At 46.3% G+C, this 17,395-nt stretch carries 15 protein-coding genes; 8 read left to right on the top strand and 7 right to left on the bottom strand.

Translation table 11 applies throughout. The annotated features are described in order from the left end of the window. Window positions 1–74 precede the first annotated feature (74 nt). The 3 genes from MSG38_RS21005 to MSG38_RS21015 all read right to left on the bottom strand — a co-directional run bounded on the left by MSG38_RS21005 (window position 75) and on the right by MSG38_RS21015 (window position 2,842). Window positions 75–326 (bottom strand): DUF6482 family protein, encoded by a 252-nt coding sequence (locus MSG38_RS21005; protein WP_102349859.1) that lies wholly within the window; start codon window positions 324–326, stop codon window positions 75–77. A 132-nt stretch (window positions 327–458) separates the two neighbouring features. After that, a complete protein-coding gene (gene gorA, locus MSG38_RS21010; RefSeq protein WP_102432224.1) occupies window positions 459–1,814 on the bottom strand; it encodes a glutathione-disulfide reductase in 1,356 nt (451 codons plus the stop codon). Window positions 1,815–2,002: 188 nt separating this feature from the next. After that, a complete protein-coding gene (locus MSG38_RS21015; RefSeq protein WP_017065664.1) occupies window positions 2,003–2,842 on the bottom strand; it encodes a 23S rRNA (adenine(2030)-N(6))-methyltransferase RlmJ in 840 nt (279 codons plus the stop codon). A gap of 279 nt (window positions 2,843–3,121) precedes the next feature. Here MSG38_RS21015 and prlC point away from each other — a divergent pair, with 279 nt between their 5' ends. Beyond that, window positions 3,122–5,164 (top strand): oligopeptidase A, encoded by a 2,043-nt coding sequence (prlC, locus tag MSG38_RS21020; protein ID WP_248402525.1) that lies wholly within the window; start codon window positions 3,122–3,124, stop codon window positions 5,162–5,164. 102 nt (window positions 5,165–5,266) lie between these two features. Here the strand turns inward: prlC and asnC are convergent, their stop codons facing one another. Further along, window positions 5,267–5,731, bottom strand: coding sequence for a transcriptional regulator AsnC (gene asnC, locus MSG38_RS21025; protein ID WP_008218581.1), 465 nt, complete (start codon window positions 5,729–5,731; stop codon window positions 5,267–5,269). A gap of 126 nt (window positions 5,732–5,857) precedes the next feature. On the opposite strand from asnC, the gene MSG38_RS21030 reads away from it, so the two are divergent. The 3 genes from MSG38_RS21030 (at window position 5,858) to MSG38_RS21040 (ending at window position 10,604) form a co-directional block, all read left to right on the top strand. Beyond that, entirely contained in the window at window positions 5,858–8,980 is a 3,123-nt protein-coding gene (locus MSG38_RS21030; RefSeq protein ID WP_061039859.1) for an EAL domain-containing protein, read from the top strand. 112 nt (window positions 8,981–9,092) lie between these two features. After that, entirely contained in the window at window positions 9,093–9,872 is a 780-nt protein-coding gene (locus MSG38_RS21035) for a class I SAM-dependent methyltransferase (RefSeq protein ID WP_017060146.1), read from the top strand. Window positions 9,873–10,013: 141 nt separating this feature from the next. Continuing rightward, window positions 10,014–10,604, top strand: coding sequence for a hypothetical protein (locus MSG38_RS21040; protein WP_050652009.1), 591 nt, complete (start codon window positions 10,014–10,016; stop codon window positions 10,602–10,604). 112 nt (window positions 10,605–10,716) lie between these two features. Here the strand turns inward: MSG38_RS21040 and MSG38_RS21045 are convergent, their stop codons facing one another. Beyond that, window positions 10,717–11,595 carry a carboxylate/amino acid/amine transporter gene (locus MSG38_RS21045; RefSeq protein WP_017060148.1) on the bottom strand — a complete coding sequence of 293 codons (879 nt, stop codon included), beginning with the start codon at window positions 11,593–11,595 and terminating at the stop codon, window positions 10,717–10,719. A gap of 52 nt (window positions 11,596–11,647) precedes the next feature. Further along, window positions 11,648–12,082, bottom strand: coding sequence for a universal stress protein UspA (uspA, locus tag MSG38_RS21050; protein WP_017060149.1), 435 nt, complete (start codon window positions 12,080–12,082; stop codon window positions 11,648–11,650). Window positions 12,083–12,271: 189 nt separating this feature from the next. On the opposite strand from uspA, the gene ftnA reads away from it, so the two are divergent. The 3 genes from ftnA to MSG38_RS21065 all read left to right on the top strand — a co-directional run bounded on the left by ftnA (window position 12,272) and on the right by MSG38_RS21065 (window position 14,634). Further along, complete coding sequence (ftnA, locus tag MSG38_RS21055; protein WP_017066029.1) at window positions 12,272–12,799, top strand: non-heme ferritin; 528 nt, start codon at window positions 12,272–12,274, stop codon at window positions 12,797–12,799. Between the two features lie 68 nt (window positions 12,800–12,867). Continuing rightward, window positions 12,868–13,191: a universal stress protein UspB gene (uspB, locus tag MSG38_RS21060; RefSeq protein ID WP_009848060.1), complete on the top strand. Its 324-nt coding sequence runs from the start codon at window positions 12,868–12,870 to the stop codon at window positions 13,189–13,191. 249 nt (window positions 13,192–13,440) lie between these two features. Continuing rightward, window positions 13,441–14,634 carry an NAD(P)/FAD-dependent oxidoreductase gene (locus MSG38_RS21065; protein ID WP_248402526.1) on the top strand — a complete coding sequence of 398 codons (1,194 nt, stop codon included), beginning with the start codon at window positions 13,441–13,443 and terminating at the stop codon, window positions 14,632–14,634. 145 nt (window positions 14,635–14,779) lie between these two features. On the opposite strand, the gene MSG38_RS21070 is transcribed toward MSG38_RS21065, so the two are convergent. Beyond that, window positions 14,780–15,673, bottom strand: a complete 894-nt coding sequence (locus MSG38_RS21070; protein WP_048612429.1) for a DMT family transporter — start codon at window positions 15,671–15,673, stop codon at window positions 14,780–14,782. Window positions 15,674–15,811: 138 nt separating this feature from the next. Between MSG38_RS21070 and rmuC the strand changes: the two genes are divergently transcribed. Then, entirely contained in the window at window positions 15,812–17,344 is a 1,533-nt protein-coding gene (gene rmuC, locus MSG38_RS21075; RefSeq protein WP_248402527.1) for a DNA recombination protein RmuC, read from the top strand. Window positions 17,345–17,395 lie beyond the last annotated feature (51 nt).

Below are 17,395 nucleotides of genomic sequence, written 5' to 3' on the forward strand. Positions count from 1 at the left end.
AATAAAACCCCAACGAAAAAGGCTTGCAGATGTGCAAGCCTTTCAATTTTTATCGCGATTGCTTTGAAGTTGATTTAACTCCACTTCAAATCAATCTCGAATGGTTGGGTGCTACCACAATGCTCACCACACATCTCGTCGTAGGCACTGTTATGAATAAGCGTGGCCGACGCTACGCCTTGGTCACTAAAGTGGTCGCGCGCTTGGTTAACACTCAAAAACTTCATTGGGTGCTGGTGGTCGTCTTTGATTAACTGTTTTTGCTCGCCAATGATTTGGTAAGCCAAGTAAATCCCGCCTTCAAATGATTCAATTAGTAGATTCATCACAAACTCCGTTGTTGTTCTAGATAGGTCAGTATCTGTGTTACGTGGAGTTGGGGAGTAAGGTTCAAGAGTGGGCATAAAAAAAGCAGGCACAAGGCCTGCTTTTTAAGGGATATCAACAAAAGGCGTTGATTATCTCATCGTTACAAACTCTTCTGAGCCCGTTGGGTGGATAGCTACAACAGAGTCGAAGTCTGCTTTGGTTGCGCCCATCTTCATTGCAACGCCGAAGCCTTGAATCATTTCATCAACCGTGAAACCGATGCCGTGTAAGCCGACTACTGTCTCTTCTTCGCCAGCACATACTAGCTTCATCTTACAAGGTTGACGGTGCTTGGTTACTGCTGTGTACATAGCAGTGAAGCCTGATGTGTAAACCTTGATGTTGTCTTTGCCATATTGCTCTTCAGCTTCTTGAGTCGTTAGACCAATTGTGCCGATAGGTGGGTGGCTGAATACAACAGTAGGCACTAGCTTGTAGTCCATTTTCGCGTTGGTTTGACCGTTGAATAGGCGCTCAGAAAGCTGACGACCTGCTTTAACTGCTACAGGTGTTAGCTCGATACCGCCTTCCATGATGTCACCAACACAGTAGATGCCAGGAACGTTAGTCGCTTGGAATTCGTCTACCTTGATGTAGCCACGGTCGTTTGTCTCAACGCCAGTTGATGCAAGGTTTATAGCATCAGTCGCTGGGTGACGGCCGATAGCCCAGATTAGGTGGTCAACGTTTTGAGTGTTGCCATTTTCTAGGTGTAGAGTCAGCGTGCCGTCCGCTTCTTTCACTACTTCTTTAGGCACAGAGTGCGTGTGAAGTGTTGGACCTTCCGCTTCCATTACTTCAACCAATGTCTCGATGATCATTGGGTCGAAGCTACGAAGTGGTGATTCTTTACGACAGAATAGGTGTGTTTCTGTGCCAAGTGCGCTTAGTACGCCTGCGATTTCTACTGCGATGTAGCCTGCGCCGATAACAGCAACACGTTTAGGTTGCTCCATTAGGTCGAAGAAGCCATTTGAATCGATGCCGTATTCTGCGCCTGGGATGTTTGGAATGGTTGGACGACCACCTACCGCGATCAGGATGTGATCTGCTGTGTAGTGTTCGCCGTTAACTTCAACGGTCTTCTCATCAACGAACTTAGCAAAGCCTTTGATTACGTTTACTTTGTTGTTACCCAGTACGCGATCGTAAGATTGGTGGATACGACCAATGTACGCTTGGCGGTTTTCTACCAATTTGCTCCAGTTGAAGCCTTTTACGTCAACGTCGAAGCCGTAATCTTCAGAGTATAGGTTGATCGCTTCAGCAACTTGAGCGCCGTGCCACATTACCTTTTTAGGAACACAACCAACGTTTACACAAGTACCACCAAGGTCTTGAGCTTCGATAAGTGCAACCTTTGCACCGTGCATTGCTGCGCGGTTTGCTGATGCGATGCCGCCTGAACCGCCGCCGATACAGATGTAATCAAAATGAGTCGCCATTACTTTCTCCATTTATTGAAGGCTGTGGGTACAGTGAGCGCACTGAACACCTACGTCCTATAGATTCTTAAATTGTCTAATTATTATATTGAGGGCAGATCGGTTGAACTCAATCTCCCTGTTTAAAATTTATTCGTGTACGTCACAATCTGCTGAATATTCGTCAGAGCATGACGTTAAGTTCGAGATTACTCGGGTACGATCCACTCTACTTTGAAATGACCGGTCGCCGGCGCAATTGCTTCCTTCAAGAATGGAAGAATCTCTTTCATTTGGCTTTCTAGCTTCCAAGGCGGGTTAATCACGATCATGCCTGATGCCGTCATGCCACGCTCGTTGGTGTCTGGTGATACGCCAAGTTCGATTTGTAGAATCTTGTTGATGCCTAAGCCTTCAAGTCCTTCGATCATATCTTCGATATCACAGCGATTTACCACCGGGTACCAAATTGCGTAGATACCGGTTGCCCAGCGCTTGTGGCTTTGAGCGATTGCTGTCACGACATCACGATACTCTTTTGCCAGCTCGTAAGGCGGGTCGATCAGTACTAAACCACGACGTTCTTTTGGTGGCAGGCTGCCCTTTAAGCGCTTAAAACCATCTTCTTTGTAGATAGATACCTGACGATCACGGTGGAACTCTTGCTCAAGCAGAGGGTGATCGGCTGGGTGAAGCTCAGTCAGTACCATGCGGTCTTGGTCACGCAGGTGTGCACGTGCAACACGTGGAGAGCCCGGGTAGTAACGCAGTTTCTCGCCATTATTTAGAATGGAAATAGACTCAAGGTAGCTTTGAATGTCTTCAGGAAGATTTTGCTGTTCCCAAACGCGAGCAATACCTTGTTTGTATTCGCCAGTTTTTTCAGACCATTCATGCGTTAAGTCGTAACGACCTACACCAGAGTGAGTGTCATGGTAAACAAAAGGCTTATCCTTCTGTTTCAAAGAATTAAGAATAAGGCTCTGTACGATATGCTTTACTACGTCGGCATGGTTACCTGCGTGGAAGCTGTGGCGATAACTTAACAAATTAAACTCTCGTAACACTCTCGAATTAGAGTGTGGTTAGTGTAGGTGGGGTTAATCAGACTATTATAACCCTCAATGGACCATAAATTCTCGAACAATTCAGGAACAGTCGCTAGCAATATGCAGTTAGTTATTGGTTCTACTATTGAAATTTGCCTTGTTGGGCACTATTTAATAACTATTCGCAGGTGATTTTTTAGGGCGAACTTTAGCCTGATGACTGTAAGACGACCTCATTACAAAAAAGACGAAAGTCTCTAAAGCCAAAGGAATGTTTATATGTCTAATCCGCTATTAACCTTCACGGACCTACCTCCGTTTTCACAGATCAAGCCAGAGCACGTAAAGCCTGCAGTTGAGCAAGTGATTGAAGCGTGTCGCAACAAGATAGAACAAGTACTTGAAGGTAATACTTCACCAAGCTGGGACAACCTAGTTGCTCCAATTGAAGAAGTGGATGATCGTTTAGGTCGCATTTGGTCACCTGTAAGCCATATGAACTCTGTCGTGAACAGTGACGAACTGCGTGAAGCGTATGAGAGCTGCCTGCCTGTGCTATCTGAATACGGCACTTGGGTTGGCCAACACAAAGGCTTGTTCGAAGCGTATAAAGCGATCAAGGCGAGTGAAGCATTTTCTGCACTGAACCGAGCTCAACAAAAAACCATTACTGACGCACTGCGTGACTTTGAATTGTCGGGTATTGGTTTACCAGCAGACGAGCAGCATCGCTACGGCGAGATCAGCAAGCGCCAGTCTGAGCTAGGCTCTCAATTTTCAAACAACGTGCTTGATGCAACCATGGGTTGGAGCAAGCAGATCACAGACGTAGCTGAACTGGCAGGTATGCCTGAATCAGCACTGGCGGCAGCACAAGCGGCTGCTGAGTCTAAAGAGCAACAAGGTTACTTACTGACTTTAGATATCCCATCATACCTACCTGTGATGACCTACTGTAATAACCAAGAACTGCGTAAAGAGCTTTATGAAGCATACGTAACGCGCGCTTCAGATCGCGGTCCAAACGCAGGTAAGTGGGACAACACTGAGATCATCACTGAGCAACTTAAACTGCGTCACGAGATCGCGCGCATGCTTGGTTTCAGTACTTACAGCGAAAAATCTCTTTCGACTAAAATGGCAGAAACGCCAGATCAAGTACTTGGCTTCCTAAACGACCTAGCAGTAAAAGCCAAACCGCAAGGTGAGCGCGAAGTTGAAGAGCTACGCCAGTTTGCAGAGAAAGAGTTTGGTGTTTCTGAGCTAAACCTGTGGGACATCGCTTACTACAGTGAGAAACAAAAACAGAAGCTGTTCGAGATCTCTGATGAAGAGCTTCGTCCTTACTTCCCAGAATCTAATGTGGTTTCAGGTCTGTTTGAGGTACTGAACCGCGTGTTTGGTATGTCGGTAACAGAGCGTGAAGGCGTAGACACTTGGCATGAGTCAGTGCGTTTCTTTGATATCTTTGAGGCGACTGGAACACTGCGTGGTAGCTTCTACCTAGACCTATACGCACGTGAACACAAACGTGGTGGTGCTTGGATGGATGACTGTCGTGGTCGTCGTATTACTGAATCTGGTGAGCTGCAAACGCCAGTTGCTTACCTAACGTGTAACTTCAACAAGCCAGTCGGTGATAAGCCTGCGCTATTTACTCACGACGAAGTAGTGACCCTATTCCACGAATTCGGTCACGGCATTCACCACATGCTGACGCAAGTAGAATCGGGCGCAGTTGCGGGTATTAATGGCGTGCCTTGGGATGCGGTTGAATTGCCAAGTCAGTTCCTAGAAAACTGGTGTTGGGAAGAAGAAGCGCTGTCGTTCATCTCTGGTCACTTTGAAACGGGTGAAGCGCTACCAAAAGAGATGCTAGAGAAGATGCTAGCGGCGAAGAACTTCCAATCTGCGATGTTTATCCTGCGTCAGCTAGAGCTTGGTTTGTTCGATTTCACGCTACACACAGAATACGACCCTGAAGTCGGCGCTCGTGTACTAGAAACGCTAGCGGATGTTAAGTCTAAGGTATCGGTACTGCCAAGCCTAGATTGGAACCGTTTCTCACACAGCTTTGGTCACATCTTTGCTGGTGGCTACAGTGCGGGCTACTACAGCTACCTGTGGGCAGAAGTGCTATCGGCAGATGCGTTCTCAGCATTTGAAGAGGAAGGTATCTTCAATACTGAAACCGGTAATCGTTTCTTGAATAACATCCTTGAAATGGGTGGCAGTGAAGAGCCAATGGAGCTGTTCAAACGCTTCCGTGGTCGTGAGCCACAAATCGACGCAATGCTGCGTCACGCGGGAATCAACGCATAATCACGGTAACTATCTAGTTTATTGCGAGATAATTGCGAAAAGAGCCTCTAGTTAGAGGCTCTTTTTTTGTCTGTGCTTGATGCTAAACAAGGCGAATCAATGTTATGGATTCACATTGCGGTTGATAGGGTTCTGCAATGAAATCAGTGTCTCTGTCGACTGAACTTCATCGATCGCTTGCAGCTTATCGATCAATACAAACTGCAGCTCTTCTATCGACTTACACATCAGCTTTACAAAGATATTGTAAGCACCAGTGGTGTAGTACGCCTCAACCACTTCGTCTAAGGCATTCAGCTTAGCTATCGCCGAGTGGTAATCTTTGGCAGCATTAAGATTGATGCCAATAAAACAACACACGTCGTAACCTAGCTTTTTGGTGTTTACCACAACTTCCGTTCGCTCAATAATGTCTGCCGATCTCATCTTTTCGATGCGAACGTGAATCGTTGCAGGGCTGACATCGAACTGCTTTGCCATTTCAGCATAAGGAGTACGTGCATCTTCCATCAAGGTTTTGAGAATGGCACGGTCTAGATCATCTAGACGAGCTGTGGTTGTGGACATGCATAATCCTTAGGTTGAATGAAAAACATACCGGCTTGAGTACACATCATAGCCAAGGGTGATAATATTAGCAGTAACTATAGGGTTAGGGTGAATTCAGTGCGATTTTCGTTATTTTTTATTGTGATGTGTTGGAGTGTTTTTGCTTCAGCTCAGGCAAAAGATGTGTTGGTCATTCACTCTTATCATCAAGGCTTTTTCTGGACAGATGATTTCCATAAAGGATTATCCGATGAGCTCGATCGTGACGGGCTGTCGTATCGTGTCGTTTATCTTGATAGCAAACGTACTCAAAACCCTGAATACCTTGAGCGTGTCTACCAGCTTTATCACACCAAGTTGATGCATGAAGAATTCGCTGCAGTTGTGGTGAGTGATAATAACGCGCTCAATCTAATGAAGCGTCTCGCACCCGATCTCAAAGGTACGCCAGTCATCTTTGGCGGCATCAACAATTTCTCCCCTCAAATGATTGAAGGCTTAAATGCGACCGGTATTACCGAAGACATAGATTTGGTTGGCAACATCGAGCTGATCAAGCGCCTTCAAGCGACCGTAAAGAAAATCTACATTGTTACCGACCACTCAGTTACGGGTGAGGCCATTCGTTCTCAAATCGATCTGTTCATCAAAACCCACCCGGATTTTTCTGACCTCGTTGAGCACTATGTGCCGGATTCTTACCAAGAGTTAATGGCCTTTTCTCAACGTGCTGACCTAGGCAAGAGCTTGCTGTTTTGGGCGTATTACCGCGATGCACAAGGTAGAGTGAGTAGCGATGAGGATTGGCGACAATTGAACATCAAAACCCAAATGCCACTGTACATGGTGCACGATCTAGGGCTAGGTTTTGGTGCGATTGGTGGTGTTATTCAAAGTGGTGAAACGCAAGGTCGAGACACAGGGCGCGTGCTATTGAGTGTGCTGAACAATCCTAAGGCTCCATTGCCATTGGTGGTTGCTGGCGCGCCAGAAATCAAACTCGATTACCAACAGATCTCACGTTGGGATCTGGGCGCAGAGAACGAAGCCTCGGTGACCTTCCTCAATAAGCCGAAGTCATTTCTAGTGCGCTACCGCGATGAAATTCGCACCATAGGTTTGCTGTTTTTGGTGATGTCGTGTGTCATCGCGACCTTGGTGTACTACCTTAATCGTCTTAAAAAAAGTGAACGTGCTAGCCGACAAAGTCAGTTGTTACTGGAATCGATATTCGACCAAAGCCTGCAGTTCATGGGGATCATTGATAAGGGTGGCGTGCTGCTGTCTAGTAACAGCAAGCTGCATGAGCTGCTTTATAATCAAGGCTATAAGCTGGGAACGCCACTGCAACAACACCAACATTGGGAAAGTTCTGCGCGAGAGGTGCTAGCCGACTATTTCATCACAAAAAGTGAGCACCCAGCCTTACGATTTGAAGCCGAAGTGTGGTGTCGAGATCGCGGTGCGATGGTGTTGGATATTTCATTGAAGCCGATGCCGGGTAGTGAAGAAGAAGACATTCAGTTTCTCTTTGAGGCGCGAGACGTGACCTCTCGTAAGCTTGCTGAGAATAAGCTGTTCCAGCGTGAAGCAAACTTGAAGCTGTATTACGACAAGCAACCAGTGATGATGATTACGCTCGATGGCAATAATCGCATTCAACAGGTGAACCAGTTTGCCGAAGAGCTTTTGGGATATCCACTCGATCAGTTGCTGGGCCATCGCCCTAGAGAGTTCTATGTTGATGAAAACGCGATGATTCCTCGCCACATCTTGCTGCAACCACAGCATAAGATTCGTGGTGTGTGGCGTCGTGATATCGAATATCGTCATGCCGACGGCAGCAAGATCTGGATTCGTGAAAATATCCGCCCGTTGGTCGAATCTGATCAGCTGCTGATTGTGGGTGAAGACATCACCGAAACGCACGAGCTTTCTGAAAAGCTAGAATATCAGGCTCGCTATGACCTGCTGACTGACACCTTTAACCGCAACCACTTTGAGCAAGAGCTGCAAAAAGCGCTGAAAGAGGTTGAGAGTCACATGCGAACTCACGCGATGTTGTTCTTAGATTTGGATCAGCTGAAAGTGCTGAACGATACCGCAGGACATGAAGCGGGTGATGCTGCGATCTTGTTTAGTGCCAAGTTGCTAGAAGACGTGCTGCCTTACAATGCGGTGTTAGCGCGAATGGGTGGTGATGAGTTTGCTGTATTAATGAAAGACTGTACTGAGCGAGACGCGGTTAATGTGTGTCGCAGTATTATCTCGATGATGAGTGAGAATCCATTCTTGTGGGATGATATTCGACTCAACCTGACTTGCTCTATCGGTATTCGATTGATTGATCATACTGCGGCTTCACCGCAGATGGTGCACGCTCAGGCGGATGCAGCTTGTCATGCCGCTAAAGAAGAAGGTCGCAATCGCTATCATCTTTACCATCAAGATGATGAAGACCTGCGTCGTCGCCATCTTGAGATGGAGTGCGTTAACCTAGTGCATGAGGCCTTGGCTAATGATCGCTTAGAGCTGTTTGCGCAGCGTATTCTTGGCCTAGATGAAGACAGCGATAAAATGCACTTTGAAATCTTGGTGCGCATCAAGAACATCCAAGGGGAATACATCTCCCCAGGGATTTTCATGCCAGCCTCAGAGCGTTATAACATCGCGCATTTGATTGATCGCCAAGTCGTCAGTCAAACCTTGAGTTGGTTGGAGCAACGCCCTGAGGTTATTGAGGAACTCGGGATGTGTTCAATCAACCTTTCCGGTCACTCGATGGGGAATCGTGACTTTGTCGAGTTCTTGATAGATAGCCTGAGCGATTCATCGATACCGTGTCATAAGATTTGTTTAGAGATCACCGAAACGGCTGCGATGAGTAACATGAAGCAGGCGATCAAGTTCTTCACACGAATCAAAGAGCTTGGCTGCATGATTGCATTGGATGATTTTGGCTCAGGGCTATCGTCATTTGGTTATCTGAAAAAACTGCCCGTCGATATTGTGAAGATCGACGGCCTGTTTGTACGTGATATTGATGTGAATGAGATGGACCATGTGATGGTTCGCTCGATCAATGATCTCGCCAAGCAGATGGGCAAGCACACCGTGGCTGAGTTCGTTGAAAATACCCAGATCATCGACAAGCTTATAGAACTGGGTGTGAACTACGCGCAGGGCTATATCATAGGCCGACCTAAACCACTCGCAGAGCTTGTTGAAGAGTTAAGACAAGAACGAGAGACAGAGCCATTGGTTTAGGTAAGCTGACTTTAGCCGGGAATACTTTTCACCGCTAATATGTATTGTTGAGGCAATCAGGTAAACTGGTTGCCTCTTTTGTTTTGAATACTACTGTCTGTTGGAGACGACCTTGCAACTACAACTGATTTGCGAAGATGCTACCCAAATCGATCATTTGAATGACTTAGCGACCCGCTGGAACTTATCTCATGATGAAAGCAGCGACTTTGCTTTGGTACTGACCAGTGAGCGACTTGAGCTACGTAAAGTCGATGAGCCTAAGCTTGGCGCTATCTTTGTTGATTTAGTGGGAGGCGCTGTCGGTCACCGACGTAAGTTTGGTGGTGGTAAAGGTCAGGCGATTGCCAAAGCAGCTGGTCTAAATAAAGGGGCAACGCCAACTATCCTCGATGGCACTGCAGGCTTAGGGCGTGATGCGTTTGTGTTGGCTTCTCTAGGTTGTAAGGTGCAAATGGTCGAACGTCACCCAGTTGTGGCTGCACTGCTTGATGATGGCTTGCAGCGAGCGCAACAAGACCCAGACATCGGTGGTTGGGTAAGCGAACGCATGAAGTTGATTCATGCATCCAGTCACGATGCATTGGATAAGCTCAGCAACGATCCTGACTTCGAACAGCCAGACGTGGTTTACCTCGATCCAATGTATCCACACCCAGAGAACAAAAAGAAGTCGGCTTTGGTTAAAAAAGAGATGCGCGTATTCCAATCTTTGGTGGGTGCCGATCTGGATGCTGATGGTCTATTTGAGCCGGCGATGAAGTTGGCATCGAAGCGAGTTGTGGTTAAAAGACCAGATTACGCAGCGTGGTTAGACGAGCAAAAACCGAGCATGGCGATCGAAACCAAAAAGAACCGTTTTGACGTCTATGTGAAAGCATCAATGACTTAGAGGAAGCATCAATAACTTAGCTACACGCTAAGAAAATTTCCCGTCATAAATACGATAAATTGCCATTTAACACTTGCGATAGTCGCGTTACGGATGTATATCTAACTAAGAATCATTATTATTCTTAGCTGGAGTTGTAGCATGGCTAAACGCTTTTGTAAGTTAAACCGTCGAGATATCACTGAGCACTTGGGCGAGATCCACAGCTTGGTGACTGAACCTAAGTTCGTGTGTCGTTCTTGCGCGCGTTCTTCGGCGGATCAAGCGAATCTATGCAAACCAACCGCAATTCCACCTCTTGGTTGTCAAAACAAACCTGTTGAAGAGAAAGTCGCATGCGGCCTACTAGCGGAGACACTACCTGCACCAGAGCTATCGCTTGCGGAAATCAACGAGACAATTGAGCCGAGCGTACAAATGTTCGATCCTGCCGCCGCTGATATTGCCCCTGAGCTTGCAAAAAAAGAAGCCGCACAGAAAAAAGCCAAGCTGAAAAAACTGATGGCGAAGGCGAGCGGTGTTGAGAAAGCTGAACTCAAACAAGCGAAGAAAGCAGCTAAGAAACAAGAGAAGTACAATAAAAAGCTCGCGAAGATGATTAAGAAGCAGCAAAAGTTGTTTAAGAAAAGCCAGAAACTGGAAAGTGACCTTGAACGCATCAACCTACAACTTGATGATGTTGCCTTCACTGAAACTAAGACTCAGGTAGTGAGCCACAATCACATCCACTGAAGTTGATTTGAATGGTTTATTGCTACAGCGATGATTTAAAAAGAGCGACCTTAGGTCGCTCTTTTGCTTTTTGGGGTTATCTGAGCTAGCTCATTCAGCTCGTGCAAATCAGCTAAGCGTTGCTTGCGGATCTTGCTACGCGCTTCTTCACCCACGTCTCATTGACGAACAAAGAGAATAAGATAACGGCGCCACCAATAGACAAGCGAACCAAATCGACATCTCTGTTCCAAATCAGGATATTCACCACTAGGCCAGCAGGAACCAAGGCATTGTTCATCACTGCCAGCGCGCCAGCATTCACCATACACGCGCCTTTATTCCACATAAAGTAACCCAGCCCCGAAGCAATCAAGCCAAGGTAGATCAGGATTCCCCATTGAAGTGTGGTGGTGGGCAGTTTCTCTGGATTGCCCAGTAGCATGAAAGCCACTGACGCGACACATAGCGCTCCTAAGTAGAAGTAACCAAATACGGTTCGCTGAGGTAACTCGGTCGATTCCTTCTCCATCACCACCTTGTAGCCCACCTGACCAATAGCAAAACACAGGTTCGCGCCTTGTACGACGAGGAAGCCAACCAAAAAGTTTTCGTTGATGCCTGCGAATTTAATGAATACCGCGCCCAATACCGCAATTGCTGCTGTCACTAGGTACCACGGAGAGAATTGCCCTTTGAGAAAGTCATAAATTAGCGTGACGTAAATTGGCGTGAAAACGGTAAACAAAAGGACTTCAGGAACGGATAGCAGTAAGAAAGACTGATAGTAGAAGCAGTACATCAGGCCAAGCTGGATACCACCAATTGCCATCAATTTAGCGATCAGCTTACGCGATACGCCGCGAAACTTTAGGAAAGGAAGAAATACGACGCCAGCAAGGGCAACACGCATTAAAACAGAGAACCAAGAATCAACCTGACCCGCAAGGTAAACGCCGATCAGGCTAAAGGAGAAGGCCCATAGGAGGGTAACACCAGCTAAATAGCTCATAGTAAAACTTCGTTAATAAGATATGAGCTGTATGTTACCTAACCTTAAATCATTAGTCTTCTGAATCTCTTAGAGGCACGACCAGCATATCAACCGGAGAGGCGTTGATCAGTTGGCGTGTTGAAGAGAGCAGCTTGCTCCAAAAGTCTTGATGGTGACCGCAAACCACGAGGTCAACATTGAACTCGTTGATGGTGTCACACAGCTCATGACTCAAATCACCACTGCCTACTAGGGTATGGGTGATCGGGTATTGGGCGTGCTCCGCAAAATTTTGCAGCTGAATACGAGATGCTTCCATCGCGTTGTGCTGGGTCTCGGCCATGTTGATATCAATCAGGCCAGTGTAGAGCTCTGCGTAGTTAATATCGATATGGATAAAAGAGACTTTGGCTTCCAATGGCTTTGCCAATGCTACCGCTTTATCCACAATTAATTTGCTGTCTTCTGATAAATCGACTGCGACCAAAATATGTTTGTAACTCATATCGCTACCTCCTTTATTCATTGTCTGTTTAAAGATTAGCACTATGCGATGGCTTTTTTTGCTGAAGTGATCTCATATCCACTGTCTTGCGTAATGACAGCTCGAAATATTGGTTAACTAATGGCCTGCGAGATATTCATTAAATAGTGATATAGTAGAGAAAATTGAGGATGTAATTAGGAGTCTTAAATGCTGTCAAAAACTATGGTTGAGCAACTGAATGATCAAATTAACCTAGAATTTTTCTCATCCAATCTATACTTACAAATGAGTGCTTGGTGTGAAGACAAAGGATTTGAAGGTGCAGCAGAGTTTCTGCGTGTTCATGCAGTAGAAGAAATGGAACATATGCAGCGTCTTTTCACTTACGTAAGCGAAACAGGTGCAATGCCAATTCTGGGTGCGATTGAAGCACCAAAACACGAATTCGAAAGCCTTGGCGCAGTGTTCCGTGAAACTTATGAACATGAGCAGATGATTACTGAAAAGATCAACAAACTGGCTCACGTTGCTTTCAGCACACAAGACTACTCAACCTTCAACTTCCTGCAATGGTACGTTGCAGAGCAACACGAAGAAGAGAAGTTGTTTAAAGGTGTATTGGATAAGCTAGAACTTGTTGGTGAAGACGGTAAAGCACTGTTCTTTATTGATAAAGACCTAGCGCAATTGGCAAAAGATGGTTCATCTTCAATTATGGAAGCTCCTGCCGTTTAGGTAGTACGAGAAAGACACTGATTATCTTTTTCTTTTGAGTTTTCTTATGAAGATGTAGGGAGGAAAGGATGATCAGCGGCGACACTATTCTATTTGCACTAATGGTTGTGACTTGCGTGAACTGGGCGCGTTATTTTACTGCGCTAAGAACGCTCATTTATATTATGCGAGAAGCGCATCCTCTACTTTATCAACAAGTAGACGGAGGCGGTTTTTTCACAACCCATGGCAATATGACCAAACAGGTCCGCCTGTTCAGTTACATCAAAAGCAAAGAGTATCACCATCATCATGACGAAGTTTTTACTTCGAAGTGCGATCGCGTAAGACAGTTATTCATACTCTCTTCTGCTCTGCTAGGTGTAACCTTGCTGTCTTCTTTCATCGTCTAAGTTTTTTAGTACGTGTGAAGTAGAGCTTAGGTTTTGGTGTGAAGCTTGGTTGTCGGTTCGTTAAGCCAAGTAGTGGTTTTGCTGCTGTCTGCAAACTGTACAATTGAACATCAATTGCAAAGTTTAAAATTGCCGCTAAAATAGCGAGCAATTAGTAAGGATGTGCTGTTTATGCACATCCTTTTTTATTGATGGCATTTCGAGAACAGGGTGTACTCGGGCTGCAAAAGTGAAGAAAAGCAGAACCACATGAGTGAAAAATTTGATGTAATCGTAATTGGTGCGGGCGCCGCAGGCTTAATGTGTGCTGCGGAAGCTGGTAAACGCGGCCGACGAGTGCTGGTGGTTGATCATGCAAAGAAACCAGGCAGAAAAATTTTAATCTCAGGTGGCGGTCGTTGTAACTTCACTAACTATGATGTTTCAGCCAACAACTTCCTGTGTAACAACCCTCACTTCGTGAAGTCAGCTTTATCTCAATACACCAACTGGGATTTTATCTCGATGGTGAGCAAGCACGGTATTGAGTTCGAAGAGCGAGACCACGGCCAGTTGTTCTGTGTGAATGACCATACCGCAAAAGACATCGTGAGTATGCTGCTTGACGAGTGTAAGCAGGCGAAAATCGAACAACGCTACCGTTGTGATGTTCACTCCATCGAAAAGACTGATTCTGGCTTCAAGATGCACCTCAACACTGACGAAGTTGAGTGTGACTCATTGGTTGTAGCGACAGGTGGTTTGTCGATGCCTAAGCTGGGCGCAACGCCATTTGGCTACAAGATTGCCGAGCAATTTGGTTTGTCTGTGATGCCAACTACCGCAGGCTTAGTGCCATTCACTCTGCATAAAGAAGATAAAGAAGCTTTCGCAGAGCTTTCTGGTATCGCAATTCCTGCCGAGATCACCGCGCAAGACGGAACCTTGTTCAAAGAAGCACTGCTGTTTACTCACCGCGGCCTATCGGGTCCTTCAGTTCTGCAAATTTCTTCGTTCTGGAAAGCGGGTCAGTCGGTTTCGATTAATCTAGTACCTGAAGTCGATGTAGCTGAGCTGCTGGCTAACTCTCGCGAGAAGCACCCAAATCAGAGCCTGAAAAATACCTTGGCGAAAGCACTGCCGAAGCGTTTTGTGGAGGTGTTGATTGACCGTAAAGAGCTTGAAGACAAGCCGCTTAAACAGTTCAATGAAAAACAGCTGAATGACATCGTAGAGTATCTAGAAAACTGGAAAATCGCGCCAAACGGCACCGAAGGCTACCGAACGGCCGAAGTAACTCTAGGCGGTGTGGACACCAATCACCTATCGTCAAAAACCATGGAATGTAAGAGTGTCTCTGGCCTCTACTTCATCGGTGAAGTGATGGATGTAACCGGCTGGCTTGGTGGTTATAACTTCCAATGGTGTTGGAGTTCTGGCTTTGCAGCGGGTCAGTGGGTTTAAGCTTTTAGCTTACTCACTAGATTTTAAATTATATAAAAATGGCGAGTCATACGACTCGCCATTTTTGTATCTAACATTGTGCTCTAGCTCTAGACTCGACTTTATCGATAGCTTTTCGTGCTCAATCGAATCTTTTAGCGCTTATTTACACAGCTTTGTTTTTTGAAAACTTGATCTGTTGAATCACTAAGCCAGCAATGATCAGTACCAAACCAAAAAGTGTTGCTGGGTGAATCTCTTCGCCAATGATGGTTGAAAGCAGCATCAGTGAAATAAACGGTGAGGCAAAAATCAGGTTGCTGATACGCGCCGTATTGTTGGTTAGCTTGAGTGCTGATAACCATAATACAAAGGTAATGCCCATCTCGAACAGACCAACGTAAGTCACCGCCATCCACCCCTTCGCCGTAATTTGGCTAAAGCTTTCACCTTCGTAAAGGGTTAAACCGATCGCAAATGGTAATGCCACTAAGAAACCAAGCAGCACGCCAACCACTGGGTCAGCCTTGTTTTTGGTGTTGAGAATCCAATATCCTGCCCAAAGTAGAGTAGAAAGCAGCGCTAGCGCCACACCGAGTGGGCTGTCGAACTGCATGCCTAATACATCGCCTTTGGTCGCAATAACCACCACACCCGCATAGCTGAAGGTACACGCAATCCAATCTTGCTTGCGAATCTTTTGCCCCAGAAAAACCGCCGCCATTAAGGTTAGTGTGATAGCCCAGCTGTAGTTGATGGCTTGAGCTTGAGAGGCGGGCAGCAGGTCGTAGGCTTTGAATAGAATCAGGTAATAGGCCAATGGGTTAACCAAGCCGAGCAGCAGGTAATACCAAGGGTTTGAAAGAAACGTAGTACTCAGTTGAGAAAGCTTGCCTTGAAAGGCGCAGACTGCGATCAGCGCAATCGACGACACAATGCTAGCGATAGTCAGCATTTGAATAGGTGAAAACTCAGCAAGGGTCAGCTTAAAAGCAGTAGCGACCGTTGACCACAGCAGTACTGCGGAAAGGCCAAAGCCCAAGGCACGACGTTCGTTCATGGCAACTCATTCTAATTTGATGGGACAGAATACGGAGCGCCTAGTCTATCTGTCGAATTTTAATACGGCAAACTGGACATTTATCCAGTATCAAAATACCATTTAATGAGTTATTTCCAATTAGGCTAAATCATTATCATGCAATGGATTATCGAACATCAGGCAACGCTTATTGCTGCAATTTCTGGCGCGCTCGTCAGCGGCGGTGTCGTGGGTTGGTGGATTAAACAGAAGCTCTCTTTTCAGCAGCGATTGCTCGAGCAGCAGCTAGAGTCCGATCGTTTGTTGCATGAATCTCAGCAAGCTCAGCTCAAAGCATCACTCGCAGAGGCGCAACAAGAACTCAATGAGTTAGATGATGATCGAGACAAAGCGGCATTCGAGCTCAAGCAGGCGCACGGTAAGGTGATGGCTGCGATGGAAAAGCTGCGTTACTTTGAGGCGGTCAAGCAAGAGCGCCAGCAGTACGCTGATGAGATCAATATGCTTAAAGATCATAAGTCTGAATTAGAAGCCGAGCTGCGCGAGCAAGAAGCAAGGCATGACCAAGAAAACCTCGCCAATAGTGAAAAGCTGCAACTACTAGAACAAGCCGAATCTCGACTTAAGCAGCAGTTTGAATTGTTAGCGAACCAATTGTTTGAAACCAAAACCGCCAAGGTCGATCAGCAGAATAAGCAGAGCTTAGAAGGTTTGTTGTCTCCACTAAGAGAGCAGTTGGAAGGCTTCAAGAAACAAGTGAACGACAGCTTCAGCCAAGAGGCCAAAGAGCGTCACACCTTGGTGCATGAGCTTAAGAACCTACAACGTCTCAATGAGAGCATGACACGTGAAGCGGTGAACCTGACTCAAGCGCTAAAGGGCGATAACAAACAACAAGGTAACTGGGGCGAAGTGGTATTGGCACGGGTGCTTGCTGAATCAGGGTTGCGCGAAGGTCACGAATACCAAACGCAAGTGAACCTGCAAAACGATGCGGGCAAGCGCTACCAACCGGATGTGATCGTGCATCTGCCACAAGATAAGCAAGTGGTGGTCGATTCAAAAATGGCGCTGGTGGCATTTGAGCGCTACTTCAATGCCGAAACCGATCAGCAACGCGATGCTGCATTGCGTGATCACTTGGTGTCATTGCGAGCGCACATCAAAGGCTTGAGCCAGAAAGATTATCATCAGCTCAAAGGCATACAGAGCCTGGATTACGTATTGATGTTTATCCCGGTTGAGCCAGCATTCCAAGTGGCGATTCAGGCTGATCCTAGCTTGGTGAAAGATGCGATGGAGCAAAACATCATCTTGGTCAGCCCAACCACTCTGCTGGTGGCACTGCGTACCATTGATAACCTGTGGCGTAACGACAGACAGAACCAGAACGCACAAGTTATCGCGGAACGTGCGAGCAAGCTTTACGACAAGCTGCGCCTGTTTGTTGATGATATGGAAGGCCTTGGCAGCTCACTTGATAGAGCCAACCAAAGTTATCAAGGGGCGATGAATAAGCTAGTGACAGGGCGAGGCAACGTGATTCGTCAGGCCGAAAGCTTCAAGCAATTGGGTGTTGAAGTGAAGAAACCGATCTCGATTGGTTTGGCTGAAATGGCGCAAAATGAGGCTTTTTCAGAAAATGCCTCCTTAGTAGAAAGACAACCTGCTGAGGATAAAGTAAACTAATCGGCCGCAGCGCCTCTAAATACAAAGAGCGCTGTCGATGAGAACTTACCA

It is taken from the genome of Vibrio sp. 1CM24A (genome assembly GCF_023161725.1).
GTDB lineage: Bacteria > Pseudomonadota > Gammaproteobacteria > Enterobacterales > Vibrionaceae > Vibrio > Vibrio coralliirubri.